The following is a 19,245-nucleotide window of genomic DNA, read 5'->3' on the forward strand; positions in this document are numbered from 1 at the left end:
GGAGAAGGGGGAGCTAGTGCTTGCCAAACGCCATCGCCCTGCTATTCTCTCAGCGAAAATAATTTTACACACAGGCAAACTTGTTTCTCGCTTGGAGGAGGGTTGAGATGAGCCAGTCGCCCTACCCTGCCGTCCTGTCCGGCCCACCGCGGCCGAGCCTGATCCTGCGGCCAGGCCAGATCAGTCTGCCACCGGGCATCGAGCGCTACGCCGTGCAAGGCAACGGCGCGGTGCTGATCGACATCGAGCCCGGCGATACGGTCAGCGTCAGCAATGTCGAGGGCGGCCAGCCTTGCGAGTTGCTGGCCTGGGACAAATCCGGCGTCAGCGATCCAAGCATTTTCGGCGAGCGGGAAAACAGCAACGCCGCCGGCATCAAGGCGCTGCTCGCTGAAGGCGACGACAGCCTTTCGGCACTACGCCTCAACCTGCAACGACGACAGGTCCAACTCGACCAGCCGAAGGCTGTTCGCGTGTTCGGTGGCGCCACGCCCGCCGGCACAGAGCAGAGTTTTTCGGTGCAGCGCAACGGCACGCTGCTGATCGCCGCGCCCGGCGGACCGATGCTGGTCGACGGCCACAACACCGCGACACCGCTTACCGTCCTGGTGCGCCGGACCACGATCCGGCTGAAGACCAGAGGCCAGCTTGCCGATCCGCTCGCCGATCCCGTGCTCGACCTGCGTGTCCATTCGGCGACGGCGGAGTCCTATTTCGTCAAGGCCGGAGACTACCTGCAGATCATCGACGTCGACGGCCGCCAGTGCACAGACTTCCAGTGCTTCTCGGCGCGCAAGCTGGACAAGGGTCTCGATCATCCGCTCGACGTGACGACGACGCGCACGCTGATGGGCTCAAGCTATCCCATGCCCGGCCTGCATTCGAAATACTACGACCAGGACATGGAACCACTGGTCGAGGTGGTGCAGGACACATGCGGCCGGCACGACGCCTTCGCGCTGGCTTGTGCCGCCAAATATTACGACGACATCGGCTATCCCGGTCACACCAACTGCTCGGAGAACTTCAACAAGGCGCTCTCCGACAAGGGCGTCAATCCCCGCGCCGGCTGGATGGCGATCAACTTCTTCTTCAACACGGCAATCGACGCGCATGGCGTGATGGTCTCGGACGAGCCCTGGTCGCGTGCCGGCGACTATGTGCTGCTGAGGGCGCTGACCGACATCGTCTGTGTCTCCTCCGCCTGCCCCGACGACACGACGCCGGCCAATGGCTGGGACCTCACCGACATCCACGTGCGGACCTATTCCGGCCAGCACAAATTCTCGCGAGCGATCGCCAGACGCATGACGCCCGATTCGGAACCGAAAATGACCCGCGAGACCGCCTTTCACCAGAGCTTCGCCAAGCATACGCGCAACTTCGTCGAATACCGCGGCTATTGGCTCGCCAATTCCTTCGCCAAGGAAGGACCTATCGCCGAGTACTGGGCCTGCCGCCAGGACGCGGTGATCATGGACCTGTCGCCGTTGCGCAAATTCGAGGTGACCGGCCCGGATTCGGAAGCCCTGCTGCAATACACGCTGACGCGTGACATCAAGAAGCTCGGCGTCGGCCAGGTCGTCTATTCCGCCATGTGCTACGAGCATGGCGGCATGATCGACGACGGCACGCTGCTCAGGCTCGGCAAGGACAATTTCCGCTGGGTGGGCGGCGACGATCTTTCCGGCGAATGGCTGCGCGAGACGGCGAAAAAACTCGGCCTCAACGTACTCGTTCGTTCCTCGACCGACCAGATGCACAATATCGCCGTGCAGGGGCCGAAGAGCCGCGATATCCTGAAGGAGGTCATCTGGACCTCGCCGCTGCAGCCATCGATCGAGGAACTCGAATGGTTCCGCTTCGCCGTGGCGCGCATCGGCGGCGGCAACGGCATCCCAGTGGTCGTCTCGCGCACCGGCTATACGGGCGAACTCGGCTACGAGATCTGGTGCCATCCGCGCGACGCCGAAAAGGTCTTCGACGCGATCTGGGAGGCCGGCCAGCCGCACGGGCTGAAGCCGATGGGGCTGCAGGCGCTCGACATGGTGCGCATCGAGGCCGGGCTGATCTTCGCCGGTTACGAGTTTTCCGACCAGACCGACCCGTTCGAAGCCGGCATCGGCTTCACTGTCCCGCTGAAGACCAAGACCGACGATTTTATCGGCCGCGAGGCGCTGATCCGGCGCAAGGACCATCCGCAGACCAAGCTTGTCGGCCTCGACATCGACAGCAATGTCGCCGTCGGCCATGGCGATTGCGTCCATGTCGGGCGCGCCCAGATCGGCGTCGTCACGTCTGGCATGCGCTCGCCCGTGCTGAACAAGAACATCGCATTGGCGAGGCTGGACGTCACCCATGCCGCCATCGGCACCGAGGTCGAGATCGGCAAGCTGGATGGCCATGCCAAGCGACTGCCGGCGCGGGTCGTCGCCTTCGCCCACTACGACCCGCAGAAGACCCGGCCGCGTTCCTGAGTGCTGCAGCCCTTGCCTCCTCCCCTTGCGGGGTGGATCGGCGCGCAGCGCCGAGACGGTTGAGGGCTGTTCCAGCGGAGTGAGACGTTTACGTTCCCTGGAACACCCCTCATCCGACCTCGCTTCGCGAGGCCACCTTCTTCCGCAAGGGGAGAAGGGAAGAGCGCACTCGCAAGCGTGATGTGCACCGTTTCACAAAACGCTTGACGTGAAAGCGCGCCGGATCGATCTTCACTCTTAAGAAAAAAATACGACTGAGTGGAAACACCAGCCGTGACGATTTTTGCCGGGGAGCAAGTCTCGCGCAGTCGGGACATCGCTGGCGGGGAACATCGAAAAAAGGGGAAATCACCGACATGAGCACCATAAGCACGGCCCTCGAGCAGCCTGCCGAAAGCAAGCTGCTCAGGCATATCGACTGGCGCGGCGCCTTCTGGGTGGCAAGCGGCGTTCCGGCACTGGTCCTGTTCTCGATCGGCGGCATCGCCGGCACGACGGGAAAGCTGGCCTTCCTGATCTGGACGGTGTCCATGATCATGGGTTTCCTGCAATCCTTCACCTATGCCGAGATCGCCGGCCTGTTCCCGAACAAGTCCGGCGGCGCCTCGATCTACGGTGCCACGGCCTGGCTCCGTTATTCGAAGTTCATCGCGCCGCTGTCGGTGTGGTGCAACTGGTTCGCATGGACACCCGTGCTGTCGCTCGGATGCTCGATCGCCGCCGCCTACATCCTCAACGCGCTGGCGCCGGTGCCGATCTTCACGGATACCTCGCCCGAGGTCGTCGCCTATATCGCGGCGCATGCGGGCACTGCTTCCGCCGACGCCATCGCCGCGGTGACGACGGCGGCGACGCCCGCCATCCGCACCTGGTCGCTGTGGGGCCACACACTGGGTCCGGTATCGTTCACCTTCAACGCCACCTTCTTCATCGGCGCCGTGCTGATGCTGATCATCTTCTCGATCCAGCATCGCGGCATTCTCGGCACGGCCAGCGTGCAGAAATATATCGGCCTGCTGGTCATCATTCCGATGCTGATCGTAGGCGTCGTGCCGATCTTCACCGGCCAGATCGACTGGGCGAATTTCTCGCCGCTGGTGCCGCTCGCCACCGCCTACGCGCCTGATCCGGGCTCCTGGAACATTGCCGGCTGGACCCTGGCGCTGGGCGGCATGTTCATCGCGGCATGGTCAACCTACGGCTTCGAAACCGCCGTCTGTTACACATCGGAATTCAAGAACCCCGGCACCGACACGTTCAAGGCGATCTTCTACTCCGGCCTGCTCTGCATGCTCCTGTTCATCCTGGTGCCCTTCACCTTCCAGGGCGTGCTTGGCCTGAACGGCATGCTGGCAACGCCGATCGTCGACGGCTCGGGCGTCGCCGATGCGCTGGCCGGCATGGTCGGCGGCGGCAGGCTGATCCACAGCCTGCTGGTCATGCTGATGATCCTGGCGCTGGTTCTGTGCATCATGACGGCGATGGCCGGTTCGTCGCGCACGCTCTATCAGGGCTCGGTCGATGGCTGGCTGCCTCGCTATCTGAGCCACGTCAACGAACATGGCGCGCCGACACGAGCCATGTGGACCGATCTCTGCTTCAACCTGATCGTGCTGGCCATCGCCTCGGCCGACGCGACGAGCTTCTTCTTCATCCTCGCCGTGTCGAACTGCGGCTACATCATCTTCAACTTCCTCAACCTCAACGCGGGCTGGATCCATCGCATCGACAACGGCCATATCAACCGGCCGTGGAAGGCGCCAAGCTGGCTGCTGGGGATCGGCGCCATCTTCGCCTATGTCAACGCCATCTTCATGGGCGCTGGCGCCAAGGTGTGGAACCCGATGGCCTTGTGGGCCGGCCTGATCACGGCGGCACTGATCATCCCGGTGTTCTGCTTCCGCCACTACATCCAGGACAAGGGCAAATTCCCCGACCACATGCTGGCCGACCTCGGCATGACCTCGGCCGACCTCAAGGTCAGGAAGGCGGGCATGCTGCCCTACCTGACACTGATAGCCGGCGTCGTCGTGGTTCTGGTCGCCAACTGGATCTTCGTGATCTGAAAGATGGCACAGTGTGAAAAGGGCGCGCTTCGGCGCGCCCTTTTCTGTTGACGCCAGAATGTTTCAGCCAACCTTGCGTGAGTCCGCTTCCCCATCCCTGAAGAACCGGTTCGGCGGCCGCTTCAGGCCCAGATTCTCGCGCAGTGTCGATCCCTCATATTGCCGCCGGAAGATGCCGCGCCGCTGCAGCTCCGGCACCACCTTCTCGACGAAGTCGTCCAATCCCGCCGGCAGATAGGGGAACATGACGTTGAAACCGTCGGAACCCTCGGCGACCAACCATTCCTCCATCTCATCGGCGATGGTTTTTGGCGTGCCGACAAAGGCCAGCCCGGAATAGCCGCCCAGCCGCTGCGCAAGCTGGCGCACGGTCAGGCTCTCCTGGCGAGCCAACTCGACAACGCGCTCGCGGCTGCTCCTGGAGGCGTTGGTCTGCGGTATCTCCGGCAGCTGGCCATCCGGATCGAAACCCGATGCGTCGTGCCCAAGGGCAATGGATAAGGAGGCGATGCCGCTTTCGTAGTAAACAAGACTGTCGAGCCGCGCGCGCTTTGCCCTTGCCTCCTCGACACTGTCGCCGACGATGACGAAGGCGCCAGGCAGGATCTTGATGTCGTCGCGCGAGCGGCCGAGTTTTTCCGCGCGGCCTTTGACATCGGCGAAGAAGCGTCTACCGGCGTCGAGATCGGCATGAGCGGCGAAAATCACTTCCGCCGTCTCGGCCGCCAGTTGCCGGCCTGCTTCCGATGCTCCCGCCTGAACGATGACCGGCCAACCTTGCACCGGGCGGGCAATGTTGAGCGGCCCGCGCACCGAGAGATATTCGCCCTTGTGGTCCAGGACATGCAAGCGGTCCGGATCGAAGTAGAGACCGCTTGCGGCATCGCGGATGAAAGCGTCGTCGGCGAAACTGTCCCACAGGCCGGTGACGACATCATGGAATTCGCGCGCCCGACGGTAGCGCTCATCGTGTTCGACATGCTCGTCGAGGCCGAAATTGAGCGCGGCGTCGGGATTCGAAGTCGTCACGATGTTCCAGCCGGCGCGGCCACCGCTGATGTGGTCGAGCGAGGCGAAGCGCCGGGCAATGTGATAGGGCGCGTCGAAGGTCGTCGACGCGGTGGCTATCAGCCCGATATGGTCCGTGACGGCAGCCAGCGCCGACAGCAGGGTGAAAGGCTCGAACGACGTGACCGTGTGGCTGCGCCGCAGCGCCTCGATCGGCATGTTGAGCACGGCCAGGTGATCGGCCATGAAGAAGGCATCGAATTTTGCCGCTTCCAGCGTCTGCGCGAAGCGCTTCAGATGCGCGAAGTTGAAATTGGCGTCGGGATAAGCGCCCGGGTAGCGCCAAGCGCCGGTGTGGAGGCTGACCGGACGCATGAAGGCGCCGAGCCGCAATTGTCGTTTTTCTGCCATGGGATGACACCCTGATGAGGATGAGCGTTGCCGCTCCGGTACCGCTCAGGATGGGACCGCCTTGCGGTCCTGCGAAGGAATTCTGTTTTGCAGAATGGCCTCCGGGGAGCATTTATGCAGCGCCGGCCGGCACCCGGATCATCCGTCATCAGCTAGGTGCGATGACGGATGATCCGATGGAACCGTTCTATTCGGCCGCCAGCGCCAGCTGCGGCCTCTCCGGCTGCTCCGCCGCGGATGCTTCGGCGGCATCGGCGTCACGCTTCTTCTTCGGCTCACGGCCGAAGAACAGGGCATAGCCCGCCGGCAGCACCAGGATGGTGAGCACAGTGGCAACCAGGATGCCGCCCATCATGGCATAGGCCAGCGGCCCCCAGAACACGGCCCGCGAGATCGGGATCAGCGCCAGCACCGCCGTCATCGCCGTCAGCACGATCGGCCGGAAACGGCGGACCGCCGAGCCGATGATGGCCTCGGAGCGGTCCATGCCTGTGGCTATGTCCTGGTCGATCTGGTCGACCAGGATGATCGAGTTGCGCATGATGATGCCGAGCAGCGCGATGACGCCGAGGATGGCGACGAAGCCGAAAGGCGCACCGCTGATCAGAAGGGCGGCGGCCGCGCCGATGATGCCGAGCGGACCGGTCGCCAGCACCAGCATCGCCTTGCCGAAATTCTGCAACTGGATCATCAGGAGCACGACGATGATGGCCAGCATGATCGGCGCCTTGGCGGCGATGGAAGCCTGGCTTTCGGCCGAATCCTCGGCGCCGCCCTGGATCTCGATCTTGTAGCCGGGCGCCAGGCCGTCGCGCAGGCCCTGCATGTCCTTGTACATCTTGGTCACGACGTCGTTGGACTGGATGCCGTCGGGCAGCGTGGCGCGCACGCTGATGGTCGGCAGGCGGTCGCGGCGCCATTCGATGCCTTGCTCCAGGACCGGAACGACCTTGGCCACCTGCGACAGCGGGACGAAGCCGCCGAAGTCGGTCGGGATGTAGACCGAGTCGACCGAGGACAGCAGACTGCGGCTGGCGTCCGGTTCACGGGCGACGATGGAGACAGTCTCCTCGCCGTCGCGGAAGTCGTCGAGCGGCGCGCCGGACATGGTTGCCTGCAGCATCTGGCGGATGCGCTGCGAGGTGACACCGAGCGCGCGGGCGCGGTCCTGGTCGATGACCAGTTTCATCGCCGGCACCGGCTCCAGCCAGTCGTCATGCACGGCACCCAGCAGCGGGTCTTGCCGGAACTTCGCCTTCACCTGATCGGCGATGCGGCGCACTTCCTGACGGTCCGGACCCATGACGCGCATCTGCACCGGCCAGCCGGTCGGCGGTCCGAGGAACAGGCGGTCGACCTTGGCGCGGATCGAGGGGAAATCCTGCGCCAGAACGGTGCGTAGCTTGACGATCAGCCGCTCACGCGCCGGCTCGTCATTGGCCATGACCAGCATCTGGGCGAAGTTGGGATTGCGCAACTGCTGGTCGAGCGGCAGGAAGAAGCGCGGCGCGCCCTCGCCGATATAGGTGGCGATGAAGCGCTTGTCCTTGTCGTCCATCATCTTGGCTTCCAGCGCCTTGGCCTGCGCCTCGACTTCCTTGATGCTGGTGCCTTCCGGCAACCAGAGGTCGACGAGGATTTCCGGCCGCGACGACTGCGGGAAGAAGTTCTGCGGAATGAACTGGAACGCCCACAGGCTGGTGCCGAACGTCACCAGCGTCATGACCAGCACGATGATGCGGTGGCGCACCGCCCACCCGACGGTCGAGCGAAGCCGGCGGTAGAAGCGCGTATCGAAGGCATCGTGATGGGTACCGGCATGCTTGCGCTGCTTGAGGATCATGTGCCCGAGCCACGGCGTGAAATAGACGGCGACGAACCAGGACACGACCAGCGCGATGCCGACGACATAGAACAGGGTGCGCACATACTCGCCGGCGGTGGAGGCGGCGAAGCCGACCGGGATGAAACCGGCGGTGGTGATGAGCGTGCCCGTCAGCATCGGGAAGGCGGTCGAGGAATAGGCAAAGCTCGCCGCTTCGATCTTGACCAGCCCCTCCTCCAGCTTGCGCTCCATCATCTCCACGACGATCATGGCGTCGTCGACGAGCAGCCCGAGCGCGATGATGAGCGCGCCGAGCGAAATGCGCTGCAGGTCGATGCCGAGCTCGTACATGATGGCAAAGGTGGCCGCCAGAACCAGAGGTATGGCAATGGCGATGACCAGGCCGGAACGCCAGCCGATCGACAGGAACGACACGACGAGCACGATCAGCAGAGCCTCGCCAAGCGCGTGCATGAACTCGCTGACGGCATCCCGGACCACCTCGGGCTGGTCGGAAATCTGGTCGACCGAGACGCCGTAAGGCAACGCCTCCTCGAAGCGCTTGTAGGTCGCCTCGACATCCTTGCCGACATCGGTGACCTTGAAGCCCTTGGCCATGACGACGCCAAGCTGAACGCTTTCATGACCGTTGAAGCGATACTTGCGCTGGAAGGGATCTTCCAATCCCGAGGTCACGGTGGCGATGTCGCCCAGCCGGGTTACCTGGCCGCCGGCGCGCAGACGCAATTCCCTGATGTCGGCGGCCCTGGTGACATCGCCTTCGACGGAGATGCGCACCGAATTGACGCCGGTGTCGACCGAGCCGGCCGGATCGACATTGTTCTGGCCCTTGATCGCGTTCTGCAGATCGGTCAGCGTCAGGCCGCGCTCGGCGAGCACCTTCGACGAGACGTCGATGTAAAGCTTCTCGGGCTGGTCGCCGATGATGACGGCCTTCTCGACGCCTGGTGTCGTCAAGAGCATGTCGCGCGCCTGGATCGCGAACTTCTTCAATTCGGGGTAGGAAAAGCCGTCGCCGCTGATCGAGTGCAGGGTGATGAAGGTGTCGCCGAACTCATCATTGAAGTAGGGGCCGAGCAGGCCTTGAGGCAGATCGCCAGCGATATCACCGACCTTCTTGCGCACCTGATAAAAGGCATCCGTCACTTCGGCGGCATTGGTGTCGCCCTTGATCTGCACGGTGATGATGGCGCTGCCGGCGCGGGTGAAGGAGCGTACGAAATCGAGATGCGGCGTCACCTGCAGCTTGCGCTCGATCTTGTTGACGACCTGGTCCTCCATCTCCTGGATCGAGGAGCCGGGCCAGATCGCCTGCACGACCATGACGCGAAAGGTGAAGTCTGGGTCTTCCTTCTGGCCCATGCGCATCAGGCCGAGCGCACCGGCAATGATGATGAGACCGAACAGGAACCGCGCGATCGAAGGGTGGCCGATGGCCCAGCGCGACAGGTTGAAGGGCCGCTTTTCTTCAGTGGAGGTCGTCATCGGTGCTGGTCCACTTTGCTTGGTCGCCGGCGCCCGATATCTCAGGCAGGCACGGCGCGCGAAAGGAAATCATCTGCGTTCCACAAGGGGCTTCCGGGCGGCGAGCTTTCCGAGCGCGGAGACACTCATCGCGGTGGGACGCGAGGATCGATGCGGGGGTACATCGGCCTTGACGTCTCGACCTTCGGGCACGCCGCCCGGAAACCTGCGGCCACGGGAACGCGCGGCCGACCTGTCTGTCGTCAGCGCAGCTTGCTGGCGTCGTCGCTCTCGGCGGAGGCGGATTGCTGTTGCATGCCACCAGCGAGCTTCACCTTCAGATTCTCGGTCATGAACTGCGTGCCGGCGGCGACCACGATGTCGCCCGGCTTCAATCCATCGGCGACGCGCACGCCATCGGCGGCGAATTCGGCGACCTTCACGGGGCGGGCATGAACGGTGTCCGCACCACGATCGACCGTCCAGACAATCGACTGGCTGTCCTGTTTCGCCAGCGCGCTGAGCGGGATCGAGACCATCTGCTTTTCGTTGACCGCCGACGCCTCGATGTTGGCGGTCATGCCAAGAAGCACGCGCGGGTCGTTGGGCAGGCTGACGCGGACGGCGAAGGTGCGCGACTGCGGGTCCGCGCTGCCAGCCACCTCACGGACCTTGCCGTCAAGCGCCAGCGCGCTGTCTGACCAGAAGCCCGCCTTGACTGATTTGCCCGGCTTGAACTCGGCGATTTCCATTTCCGGCACCGCGATCAGCACTTCCTTTTCACCATCGACCGCGACGGTGACCACGGGCGTGCCGGAACCGACCACCTGGCCGACATCGGCGTTGACCGACGTGACGATGCCGTCCCGATCGGCCTTGAGTTCGGTATAGCCGACCTGGTTCTTGGCCTGGGCAAGCGTCGAGCGCGCGGAGTCGCGGGTGGCGACCGCCTGGTCATAGGTCAGCGTTGCCTGTTCGAGCTGCGATTTCGGCGCGAAATTCTTGGCGAAAAGCTGCTCGGCGCGCTTGCGGGCGAGTTCCACCGTCTCGACCTGCCGCTCGGCGGCGTCGAGGGAGGCCTGTGCGCTCTTCACCGAAAGGTCATAGTCGGAGCGATCGACGCGGGCGAGCACATCGCCCGGCGCAACGTGCTGGCCGATATCGACGAGACGCTCGGTGATCTTGCCGTTGACGCGGAAAGCCAGGGCGCTTTCGATACGGGCCTTTACCGAGCCGGAATAGGACAGCGTGCGCGTGTCATGCGCCGGGGCGATCTCGACGACCTTGACCGGGCGGATGATGTCCTTGACCTCGGTTTTCTCCTGGCTGCAGCCGGCAAGCCCGAGCGCGAAGGCGACAACGCCGGCGACAGACAGACCGCGGATGGTGGAATTGGACAAAGACACCTTGGCACTCCCGAACTGAAGATGAACGTCGACCTGCGGGGCGACGGTTATTTCAAGGCTCTGATGGCGTAGTCGATAAGTTCGTCGGGCATCGCCCGATTGGTCTTGGCAAGACACTGCGCCACCATCTGCGGGTGGCAAAGGATCACGGTGGCGGCGCCGAAACAGCGCGAGGCGGTTTGAGGATCCTGCTGCCTGAACTCGCCGGCCTCGATGCCTTCGCGGATCACCTCGGCGTAGAGGTCGTGGATGCTGTTGACATGCTTGTCGATAACCGCCCAGTCACGCTCCAGCGCGACGACGACCATCTCGTGAACCTTCTGGTCGTCGAGCATGACCTCCAGCGTCATCTTGTACTGCGCATGGATGTAGCGCCGCAGCCGCTCCTCGGCACTGACGGGCAGATGCATGATCTCGTAGGCCATCTTGTAGCTGGCGCCGAGCATGCGGCCGCACACGGCCTGGTGGATTTCGACCTTGGAGGCGAAGAAGCGATAGATGTTGGCCGGCGACATGCCGAGTTCGCGGGCGATGTCGGCGACATTTGTCTTGCCGTAGCCATAGTGCCGGAACAGGCGCTCGGCACAGTCGAGAATGCGTGTCACATTCTCCTGTCTGGCGGCGTCAGCGACTATGTTGGCGGCTTCGGACATGGCCTTCTGTCGATTTACGAGTGACGAATTTTGATTTTCGTCACTCGTAAATCCAAAGGTGCGAGGAGTCAACGCGAAATCGACGTACGCGTATAATTGGTGACAGATGGTGACAGCGGGCGGATGCGACAACCGGCGCTCGCGACTGGCGACTGCCGCCCCAGAATTCGTCATCCTAGGGCGAAGCAAGGAGCGCAGCGACGCGGCGCAGACCCTAGGATCCATTCCGTGACACAGGCCAAAGAATGAAAGCGGATCAATATGAAGAAGCAGCGATGACGCTACACCCCCTTCGCCATTTCCCGCAGCCGGAACTTCTGGATCTTGCCCGTCGAGGTCTTGGGTATCTCCGCAAAAACCACCGTCTTCGGCACCTTGAAGCGCGCCAGCAGCGACCGGCAATGCTCGATAATCTCCGCCTCGGTGGCAACCTTGCCGGGTTTCAGTTCGACATAGGCTACGGGCACCTCGCCCCATTTGTCGTCATGGCGTGCCACCACGCCGCAGGAAGCCACGGACGGATGCTTGTAGAGCGCGTCCTCCACCTCGATCGACGAAATGTTTTCGCCACCGGAGATGATGATGTCCTTGGAGCGGTCCTTCAGCTGGATGTAGCCGTCGGGATGCATGACCCCGAGGTCGCCGGAGTGGAACCAGCCACCGGCGAAGGCCTCGTCGGTCGCCTTGCGGTTCTTCAGATAGCCTTTCATGACGATGTTGCCACGAAACATGACTTCGCCGATGGTCTCGCCGTCAGCGGGTGTTTCGGTCATCGTCTCCGGGTCCATCACCGTCAGGCCTTCGAGTGCGGCATAGCGGACGCCCTGCCTTGCCTTCCGGCCCGCCTTCGCACCCTTGTCGAGCGCGTCCCAATCACTGTGCCACTCGTTCACGACCGCGGGGCCGTAGGTTTCGGTAAGGCCGTAGAGATGCGTGACGGCAAAGCCTGCATCCGCCATGCCTGACAGCACCGCCTCCGGCGGCGGCGCCGCGGCGGTGTTGAAGGTGACGGTCTGCGCGAACGTACGCTTGTCCTCATCCCTGGCATTGATCAGCACCGACATGACGATCGGTGCGCCGCAGAGATGGGTGACGCCATGGTCGGCGATGGCGTCGTAGATCGGCTTCGGCCGCACCCAGCGCAGGCAGACATGGGTGCCGGCCTGCACGGCCAGCGTCCAGGGAAAACACCAGCCGTTGCAGTGGAACATCGGCAGCGTCCAGAGATAGACCGCGTGCTTGGCCATGCCGGCATGGATGGTGTTGGTATAGGCCATCAGCGCGGCGCCGCGATGGTGGTAGACGACGCCCTTCGGATTGCCCGTTGTGCCCGAAGTGTAGTTGAGCGAGATGGCGTCCCATTCGTCGTCCGGTATCGACCAGGCGTAATCCTCGTCGCCGCCGGCGACGAAAGCCTCATAGTCCAGCGTGCCGATCCGCTCGCCTTTCAGATAGGGCGCATCGCTGGCGTAGTCGGGATCATCATAGTCGATGACCAGCGGCTTCACCTTGGTTTGCGCCAGCGCCTGCCTGACGACATCAGAGAATTCCCGGTCGACGATCAGTATCCTTGTCTCGGCATGGTCCAGCTGGAAGGCGATGACCGCGGCATCGAGGCGCGTGTTGAGCGAATGCAGAACCGCCTTGGTCATCGGCACGCCGAAATGCGCCTCCAGCATCGGCGGCGTGTTGGAGAGCATGACGGTTACGGTGTCGCCCTTGCCGATGCCGCGCTTGTGGAGCGCCGAAGCGAGCTTCAGCGAGCGGCGCCAGAAATCGCGGTAGGTGATGCGCTGGCTGCCATGAATGATGGCGATATGATCGGGATAGGTCCTGGCCGCGCGCTCCAGATAGGTGAGCGGCGTCAGCGGCTGGTGATTGGCGGCGTTGCGGTCGAGATCCTGCTCATAGGGATTTCCCATCCCGTCCTCCCCAGAGTGCTTTTCCAAGCTTTCTAGCCTCAGGGCTCGCATCAAGCTATCCCCCCGGATGGCTGAAAATGCTATGCTTCGCCGGCTTTGTGGAACAGCGATCCCGAATGAGGTTCCCCGACAGCCGATCGCGCCTTCGCATCCTAATTTGACTTTTGTCGAGAGCCGTGACTATTGTCAGCCGAGGAGGTGGCATGGCGATCCGACCGGCAGAACAGCTCATTCACAAAGCCGCCTGGCTCTACTATGCGCATGGCCTGCGGCAGGACCAGGTGGCGACCCAGCTCAACATTTCGCGCGCTTCGGTGGCGATGTATCTGCGCAAGGCGCGCGAGACCGGCATCGTCAACATCTCCACGTCGACCCAGCTTTTCACCGACGATGTGATGGCGCGCCGGCTTGAGGACGCGCTCGGCCTCAATGCTGTGTGGATCGCGCCGGAGAACGGCCATGTGCCGGACCCGTCGACCGACATCGCCGTGCTGGCGGCAAGCGTCTTTCTCGAACTGGTCAAGAAGGGCGACCGCATCGGCGTCGCCTGGGGCCGCACCGTCTACACGATCGCCGACATCATGTCCTATGCCGACCTGCAGGATGTGACGGTGGTCCAGCTCTGCGGCAATCTCGGCGCGCCCTACTCCTATCGGCCGGACCAGTGCACGATGGAAATAGCGCGCCGGCTTAACGCCAAGGGCCTCAATTTCTATGCACCGCTGGTGCTGTCGACGGAAGAGCTTGCGAAGGCGCTGCGCGCCGAGCCGGTGATCCGCGAGCAATTGTCCGGGATAAGCAATTGTGACCTGGCGCTTTACTCGGCCGGCGCCGTCGACGCCGAGAGCCATCTGGTCAAATGCGGCGCGCTGACACAAAGCGAAATGGCGGAACTGCGCAGCCGGGGGGCCGCCGGCGTCATCGCCGGGCAGATCATCGATGCCGACGGCAATGTGCTCGACTGCAGCTACAACAGGCGGGTGATTTCCGCCGAACTCTCCTCGCTGCGCGCCATCCCCAAGCGGCTGATAGTCGTGCAAGAGGACAGCAAGTTTAAACCCTTGCTGGCGGCCATCGCCGGAGGACTATGCACCCATCTTGTGATCGGCGCGCACATTGCTCGCCGGCTGCTCGATCACGCAGAAACGAGAGCGCCAAAGACACCCTGAAAGCCAACCCTTTGCCGACGCATTGTCATCAAGGCGTCGCGGCATTCCTGTTTCACCACCCAAGACAGCAACCGGACGAAGCGAAAATGAAGAACCTGTGGAACGACGACGCGGCCGAGAAACTCGTTGCCGACTATGCGAAGAAGGGCGTCGGCCGCGACCTCGCTCTGCGCGTCTACACGACGCGGCTTTTGGGCGGCGTGCCACAGCTGGTGTTGCACGGCGGCGGCAACACCTCCTGCAAGATCAAGGCGACGGATCTCGTGGGCGATGAATGGGACGTGCTGTGCGTCAAGGGCAGCGGCTGGGATATGGCCGTCATCGAGCCGCAAGGCCTGCCGGCGGTGAAGATGGGCGCCTTGCTCAAGGCACGCAAGCTGGACAGGCTTTCGGACGAGGACATGGTGGCGCTGCAACGGGCGAACCTCATCGACCCCTCCTCGCCCAACCCGTCGGTCGAGACGCTGCTGCACGCCTTCCTGCCGCACAAATTCGTCGACCACACCCATTCGACCGCCATCCTGGCCATCGTCGACCAGGAAGACAGCAAGCCGCTGGTGGCGAAGGTGTTCGGGGCAAAGATGGGTTACGTGCCCTACATCATGCCGGGCTTCGACCTTGCCAAGGCTGCGGCCGATGTCTTCGACGCCGACCCCACCGTCGAAGGCCTTATCCTCGACAAGCACGGCATCTTCACCTTCGGCGACGACGCCCGGCAGGCCTATGACCGGATGATCCACTATGTGAACGTCGCCGAGGATTATGTCGCCAAGAACGCCAAACCGGCAGCGGCGAAGGCGGCGTTGCCGGCAAGGCTCGCGACGCCGGGAGCGATCTCGCCCATGCTGCGCGGCGCTGTCGCGGCGCCTCGCGGCGAAGGCCGCTTCGACCGCATGATCAGCGATTTCCGCACCTCGGACGCGATTGTCGACTTCATCAATTCGGCCGCCATCGCCGACTATGCGGCGCGCGGCGTCTCCACGCCGGATCTGTCGATCCGCATCAAGACGGGTCCGATGGCGGTGCCGGCGCCCGATGGAGACAAGGCCGGCGACTACAAGGCTGTCATCAAGAGCCATGTCGACGCTTTCGCCAGCGACTACCGCGCCTATTTCGAGACCAATGACGCGCTCGACGACGTCAAGCGCACTATGCTCGACCCGATGCCGCGGCTGACCTTGGTGCCGGGGCTCGGCATGTTCGGCCACGGCCGCACGCTGAAGGATGCAAGGATCGCGTCGGATGTCGGCGAGATGTGGATCGAGGCGGTGCGCGGCGCCGAGGCCGTCGGCCATTTCCATCCGCTGTCCAAGGCCGACCTCTTCCCGCTGGAATACTGGTCACTCGAACAGGCCAAGCTCGCCTCCAACAAGCCCAAGCCGCTGACCGGCCAGGTGGTGCTGATCACCGGAGGCGCGGGCGCCATCGGGGCGGCGACCGCCAAGCTGTTCGCCGACAATGGCGCGCATGCCGTCGTCGTCGATCTCGACGGCGAAAAGGCGGCTGACGCCGCCAAGAAAGCCGGCAACAATTCGATCGGCGTCGGCGCCGACATTACCGACCCGGCGCAGGTGCGCGCCGCTTTCGACAAGGCGGTCGCGGTGTTCGGCGGCGTCGACATACTGGTGTCCAATGCGGGTGCCGCCTGGGAGGGCCGTATCGGCGAACTCGACGACGCGCTGCTGCGCAAGAGTTTCGAGCTCAACTTCTTCGCCCATCAGTCGGCGGCGCAGAACGCGGTGCGCATCATGCTGGAACAAGGCACCGGTGGCGCACTGCTTTTCAACACTTCCAAGCAGGCGATCAATCCCGGCCCGAAATTCGGTGCCTACGGCATACCGAAGGCGGCAACGCTGTTCCTGTCCAGACAGTACGCGCTCGACTACGGCGCGTACGGCATCCGCTCGAACGCGGTCAATGCCGACCGCATCCGCTCGGGGCTGTTGACCGACGCGATGATCGCCAGCCGTTCGGGGGCGCGCGGCGTGTCGGAGAAGGAGTACATGTCCGGCAACCTGCTCGGCCAGGAAGTGACGGCGCAGGACGTGGCGCAGGCCTTCCTGCATCACGCGCTGGCCGATCGCACGACCGCCGATGTGACGACGGTCGACGGCGGCAACATCGCGGCGGCGCTGCGGTAAAGGCCATGAGTGCGGCAGCGCCCGGCGAGAAGATGTCCGGCGGCCTTGAGATCAGGGCTGTCCAGGCCGCCGACTTGCCTGCGCTGGCCGCTCTCTACCAGCACCTCAACTCCGGTGATGCTGTCGTGTCACCGCAAGAGGCAGAGACTATCCTCGAACGGTTTGCGGCCTATCCTGGCAGTGTCGTGCTTGGCGGCTGGCATGGCGGCGAACTCGTGGCGTCCTGTACGCTCGTGGTCATTCCCAACCTGACCAGAGGCGGGATGTCCTACGCGCTGATCGAGAATGTGGTGACGGCCGCGTCTCGCCGCAAACGCGGTTTCGGACGCGCACTCCTGGAAAGCGCGGTCTCGATCGCCTGGGAGCATGGCTGCTACAAGGCCATGCTGCTGACCGGCACGACCGAGCCGGCGACACTTGCCTTCTATCGAGGCGCCGGATTCGAACAGAACAAAACCGGCTTCCAAGTCAGGCGGCTGGCTGCGAGGCCCTGATATCGGGGCTGCTGGCGGAAAGGTCCGCTGCGGGCGAGGACAGGCGCATGCCGGGAATTCCGGCAAGTTTTCAGGTTCCGCCTGAACCCGACAACGCGGGCTGCTGCTCCTTGATCGTCGCTTCGAGGAACTCGGTCACGACCCTTATCCGGCGCGCGTGCCGAATATCGTTATGGACGACAAGCCAGATCGCTTCCTCATGATGGCATGATTGCGGATGAAGCCTCACGAGCTTCTCGTCCGCATTCGCCATGATGCATGGCAGGATACCGAGCCCGAATCCTGAACGGATGGCAAGCATCTGTCCCTGCATGGAGTCGACGGTGAGAGCTATCGTGCCATCGACTGTCCAGGAACGCATGAGTTTAGGCAGCGCGATATAGGAAACCGGGTCAGACCAGGCGATCAGTTGATGACCGGAAATCGGGTGAGACCGGCCACCCGCGGGATGCCGCGATAGATATTCCGGCGAAGCGTATAGCCCAAATGCCAGCATGCCTAGGCGCTTCACCGCAAAGAGGCCCTGTTCCGGCCGGCAGAGGCGCACCCCTATATCAGCCTCCCTTTGAGGCAGTCTCGCAAATGACGCCTGGATCGCGACGCCGAGCGAAAGCCCTGGGTAATTCTGCTGAAAGGCGGCCAGACGGGGGATAATGATCGGCACCGCAAGCGTCTCGATGGTCGATATTCGAACGGCTCCAGCGATTTCGGCGTCCTGGCCGCGGAAATCGCTCGCCATCTCGACCATGCGGGATTCAACCGCCTCGGCCCTTTCGACCATCCCACGCCCGGCTTCCGTCAGTTCGTAGCCGTTCGTGCGGCGTTCGAAGAGCCGCGTATGAAGGGCCGCTTCCAGGGTTTCGACCCGCCGCGCCACGGTCGACTGACTGACCTTCAGCTCACGACTTGCGCCGGTGAGGCCACCATGACGGGCGACAGCAAGGAGGTAGCGAACGTCGTTCCAATTCATCGTTCTGTTTTCAGAAAATGACCTGCCGAGAATAGGCGTAGTTTTCCATTTATGAAAGCCATATCGCTTGCAACCGCCCGGCGTCAGCCCGGATGGCAAATGCATTCCTTGAAAACACTCCGGAGCATGTCGGCCGTGAACCATTCCTTCGTGACCGGCGTTCTGGCAGCTCTTTTCGGCGCCTTTGCCTGGTCTTTGAACTTCGTCGTTCCCTTCGTTATCGGCGACTACACGATTTTCGATTTTGCTCTGTTCCGCTTCGTCATCTCAGGCGCGCTCGGGATGCTGTTTCTCCTATTGAGAAGGAACGACTTGCTCGCCCTCAAGGCGAACGATTGGGTGGCAACCTTCTTTCTGGGATTCATCGGTTATCTTGCCTATTTCCTGACGGTGGCAGGCGCCGCGATCTTCGCAGGTCCCGTGATCGCGCCCGCGTTTCTCGGCCTGGTTCCGGTTGTACTGGCGATTGCCGGCAATCTTAGCCGCAAGACGGTTTCCTGGCGTGCGCTTGTCTTTTCAGTGCTCCTGACGGCAATCGGCCTGGCGCTCGTCAACGCAAGCGTCTTCGATCATCAGAGCATGGCAAGCGCAAAATCACCCGCGATCGGCATCTTGTTGGCGATTGCCGCCGTCGGCCTCTGGACCTGGTTCGGTCTCGCCAACCAAAAGGCTCTCGCCGAACGGCCAGAAATGGACGCGGGAATCTGGACCGCCCTTATCCTAGCAGGCGGTGGGCTGGAGATGCTCGCCTTTGTTCCCGCCGGCCTGGCGCTGGATGTCTTCAACATTCCCCATCTCGGCCTCGGCTGGGACAATGCAGCGCCTCTGTATCTATGGGGCACATCACTGGCGGTTTTTGCGTCCATCGGCGGGGCCTTGGCATGGACATTCGCGTCGCGGAGGCTTCCCGTGGCTTTGTCTGCGCAATTGCTGGTGTCTGAGACCATCTTCGGTACGGTGTTCGGCCTGGCTGCCCATGACCGCCTGCCGACGATAGCCGAAACCGCCGGGATCGCTGTTCTGATCACGGGTGTCATTACAACAATCCGGATATTCCACGGTGCGCGACGCGTGACTTCGTTCGTGTCTCGGGCCTCCTGACCCAGTGTTGGCGATCTGAAGCGTAAGGCCGCTCGCAACAAAAAGCCGCCTGCAACAGGCTGCTGCAGGCGGCTCACTTGCCAGAGGTAGATCAGCGGCTTGTCCGCTGTGCAGTCG

12 protein-coding genes are annotated in these 19,245 nt (G+C 63.1%); 6 read left to right on the top strand and 6 right to left on the bottom strand.

All coding sequences use genetic code 11. The features are described from left to right. Positions 1–107 precede the first annotated feature (107 nt). Positions 108–2,477, top strand: a complete 2,370-nt coding sequence (locus FFS37_RS27585; protein ID WP_137934141.1) for a DUF1989 domain-containing protein — start codon at positions 108–110, stop codon at positions 2,475–2,477. Between the two features lie 356 nt (positions 2,478–2,833). Next, on the top strand, positions 2,834–4,543 hold the full coding sequence (locus FFS37_RS27590; protein WP_137934142.1) for an APC family permease: 1,710 nt from the start codon (positions 2,834–2,836) through the stop codon (positions 4,541–4,543). A 63-nt stretch (positions 4,544–4,606) separates the two neighbouring features. Here the strand turns inward: FFS37_RS27590 and FFS37_RS27595 are convergent, their stop codons facing one another. The 5 genes from FFS37_RS27595 to FFS37_RS27615 all read right to left on the bottom strand — a co-directional run bounded on the left by FFS37_RS27595 (position 4,607) and on the right by FFS37_RS27615 (position 13,253). After that, positions 4,607–5,962, bottom strand: a complete 1,356-nt coding sequence (locus tag FFS37_RS27595) for an LLM class flavin-dependent oxidoreductase (RefSeq protein ID WP_137934143.1) — start codon at positions 5,960–5,962, stop codon at positions 4,607–4,609. A gap of 187 nt (positions 5,963–6,149) precedes the next feature. Beyond that, a complete protein-coding gene (locus FFS37_RS27600) occupies positions 6,150–9,293 on the bottom strand; it encodes an efflux RND transporter permease subunit (RefSeq protein ID WP_137934144.1) in 3,144 nt (1,047 codons plus the stop codon). A 242-nt stretch (positions 9,294–9,535) separates the two neighbouring features. Beyond that, on the bottom strand, positions 9,536–10,678 hold the full coding sequence (locus FFS37_RS27605) for an efflux RND transporter periplasmic adaptor subunit (RefSeq protein ID WP_137934145.1): 1,143 nt from the start codon (positions 10,676–10,678) through the stop codon (positions 9,536–9,538). Positions 10,679–10,725: 47 nt separating this feature from the next. Further along, positions 10,726–11,331, bottom strand: a complete 606-nt coding sequence (locus FFS37_RS27610; protein WP_137934146.1) for a TetR family transcriptional regulator — start codon at positions 11,329–11,331, stop codon at positions 10,726–10,728. A gap of 281 nt (positions 11,332–11,612) precedes the next feature. Continuing rightward, positions 11,613–13,253, bottom strand: coding sequence for an acyl-CoA synthetase (locus FFS37_RS27615; protein ID WP_137934147.1), 1,641 nt, complete (start codon positions 13,251–13,253; stop codon positions 11,613–11,615). Between the two features lie 203 nt (positions 13,254–13,456). Here FFS37_RS27615 and FFS37_RS27620 point away from each other — a divergent pair, with 203 nt between their 5' ends. The 3 genes from FFS37_RS27620 (at position 13,457) to FFS37_RS27630 (ending at position 17,057) form a co-directional block, all read left to right on the top strand. After that, positions 13,457–14,422 carry a sugar-binding transcriptional regulator gene (locus FFS37_RS27620; protein ID WP_137934148.1) on the top strand — a complete coding sequence of 322 codons (966 nt, stop codon included), beginning with the start codon at positions 13,457–13,459 and terminating at the stop codon, positions 14,420–14,422. 86 nt (positions 14,423–14,508) lie between these two features. Continuing rightward, on the top strand, positions 14,509–16,563 hold the full coding sequence (locus tag FFS37_RS27625; RefSeq protein ID WP_137934149.1) for a bifunctional aldolase/short-chain dehydrogenase: 2,055 nt from the start codon (positions 14,509–14,511) through the stop codon (positions 16,561–16,563). A gap of 5 nt (positions 16,564–16,568) precedes the next feature. Beyond that, complete coding sequence (locus tag FFS37_RS27630) at positions 16,569–17,057, top strand: GNAT family N-acetyltransferase (RefSeq protein WP_232375786.1); 489 nt, start codon at positions 16,569–16,571, stop codon at positions 17,055–17,057. 70 nt (positions 17,058–17,127) lie between these two features. Here the strand turns inward: FFS37_RS27630 and FFS37_RS27635 are convergent, their stop codons facing one another. After that, positions 17,128–18,132, bottom strand: a complete 1,005-nt coding sequence (locus FFS37_RS27635; RefSeq protein WP_171026446.1) for a LysR family transcriptional regulator — start codon at positions 18,130–18,132, stop codon at positions 17,128–17,130. 30 nt (positions 18,133–18,162) lie between these two features. Between FFS37_RS27635 and FFS37_RS27640 the strand changes: the two genes are divergently transcribed. Continuing rightward, positions 18,163–19,128, top strand: coding sequence for a DMT family transporter (locus tag FFS37_RS27640; RefSeq protein WP_408631454.1), 966 nt, complete (start codon positions 18,163–18,165; stop codon positions 19,126–19,128). The last annotated feature ends 117 nt before the right edge of the window (positions 19,129–19,245 follow it).

The sequence above is a fragment of the Mesorhizobium comanense genome, assembly GCF_005503535.1.
GTDB lineage: Bacteria > Pseudomonadota > Alphaproteobacteria > Rhizobiales > Rhizobiaceae > Mesorhizobium > Mesorhizobium comanense.

Coding starts and splice junctions, on each gene's coding strand:
- FFS37_RS27625 (WP_137934149.1), top strand. CDS start 14,509: ATGAAGAACCTGTGGAACGACGACGCGGCCGAGAAACTCGTTGCCGAC.
- FFS37_RS27600 (WP_137934144.1), bottom strand. CDS start 9,293: ATGACGACCTCCACTGAAGAAAAGCGGCCCTTCAACCTGTCGCGCTGG.
- FFS37_RS27630 (WP_232375786.1), top strand. CDS start 16,569: ATGAGTGCGGCAGCGCCCGGCGAGAAGATGTCCGGCGGCCTTGAGATC.
- FFS37_RS27615 (WP_137934147.1), bottom strand. CDS start 13,253: ATGGGAAATCCCTATGAGCAGGATCTCGACCGCAACGCCGCCAATCAC.
- FFS37_RS27590 (WP_137934142.1), top strand. CDS start 2,834: ATGAGCACCATAAGCACGGCCCTCGAGCAGCCTGCCGAAAGCAAGCTG.
- FFS37_RS27610 (WP_137934146.1), bottom strand. CDS start 11,331: ATGTCCGAAGCCGCCAACATAGTCGCTGACGCCGCCAGACAGGAGAAT.
- FFS37_RS27620 (WP_137934148.1), top strand. CDS start 13,457: ATGGCGATCCGACCGGCAGAACAGCTCATTCACAAAGCCGCCTGGCTC.
- FFS37_RS27585 (WP_137934141.1), top strand. CDS start 108: ATGAGCCAGTCGCCCTACCCTGCCGTCCTGTCCGGCCCACCGCGGCCG.
- FFS37_RS27595 (WP_137934143.1), bottom strand. CDS start 5,962: ATGGCAGAAAAACGACAATTGCGGCTCGGCGCCTTCATGCGTCCGGTC.
- FFS37_RS27635 (WP_171026446.1), bottom strand. CDS start 18,132: ATGCATTTGCCATCCGGGCTGACGCCGGGCGGTTGCAAGCGATATGGC.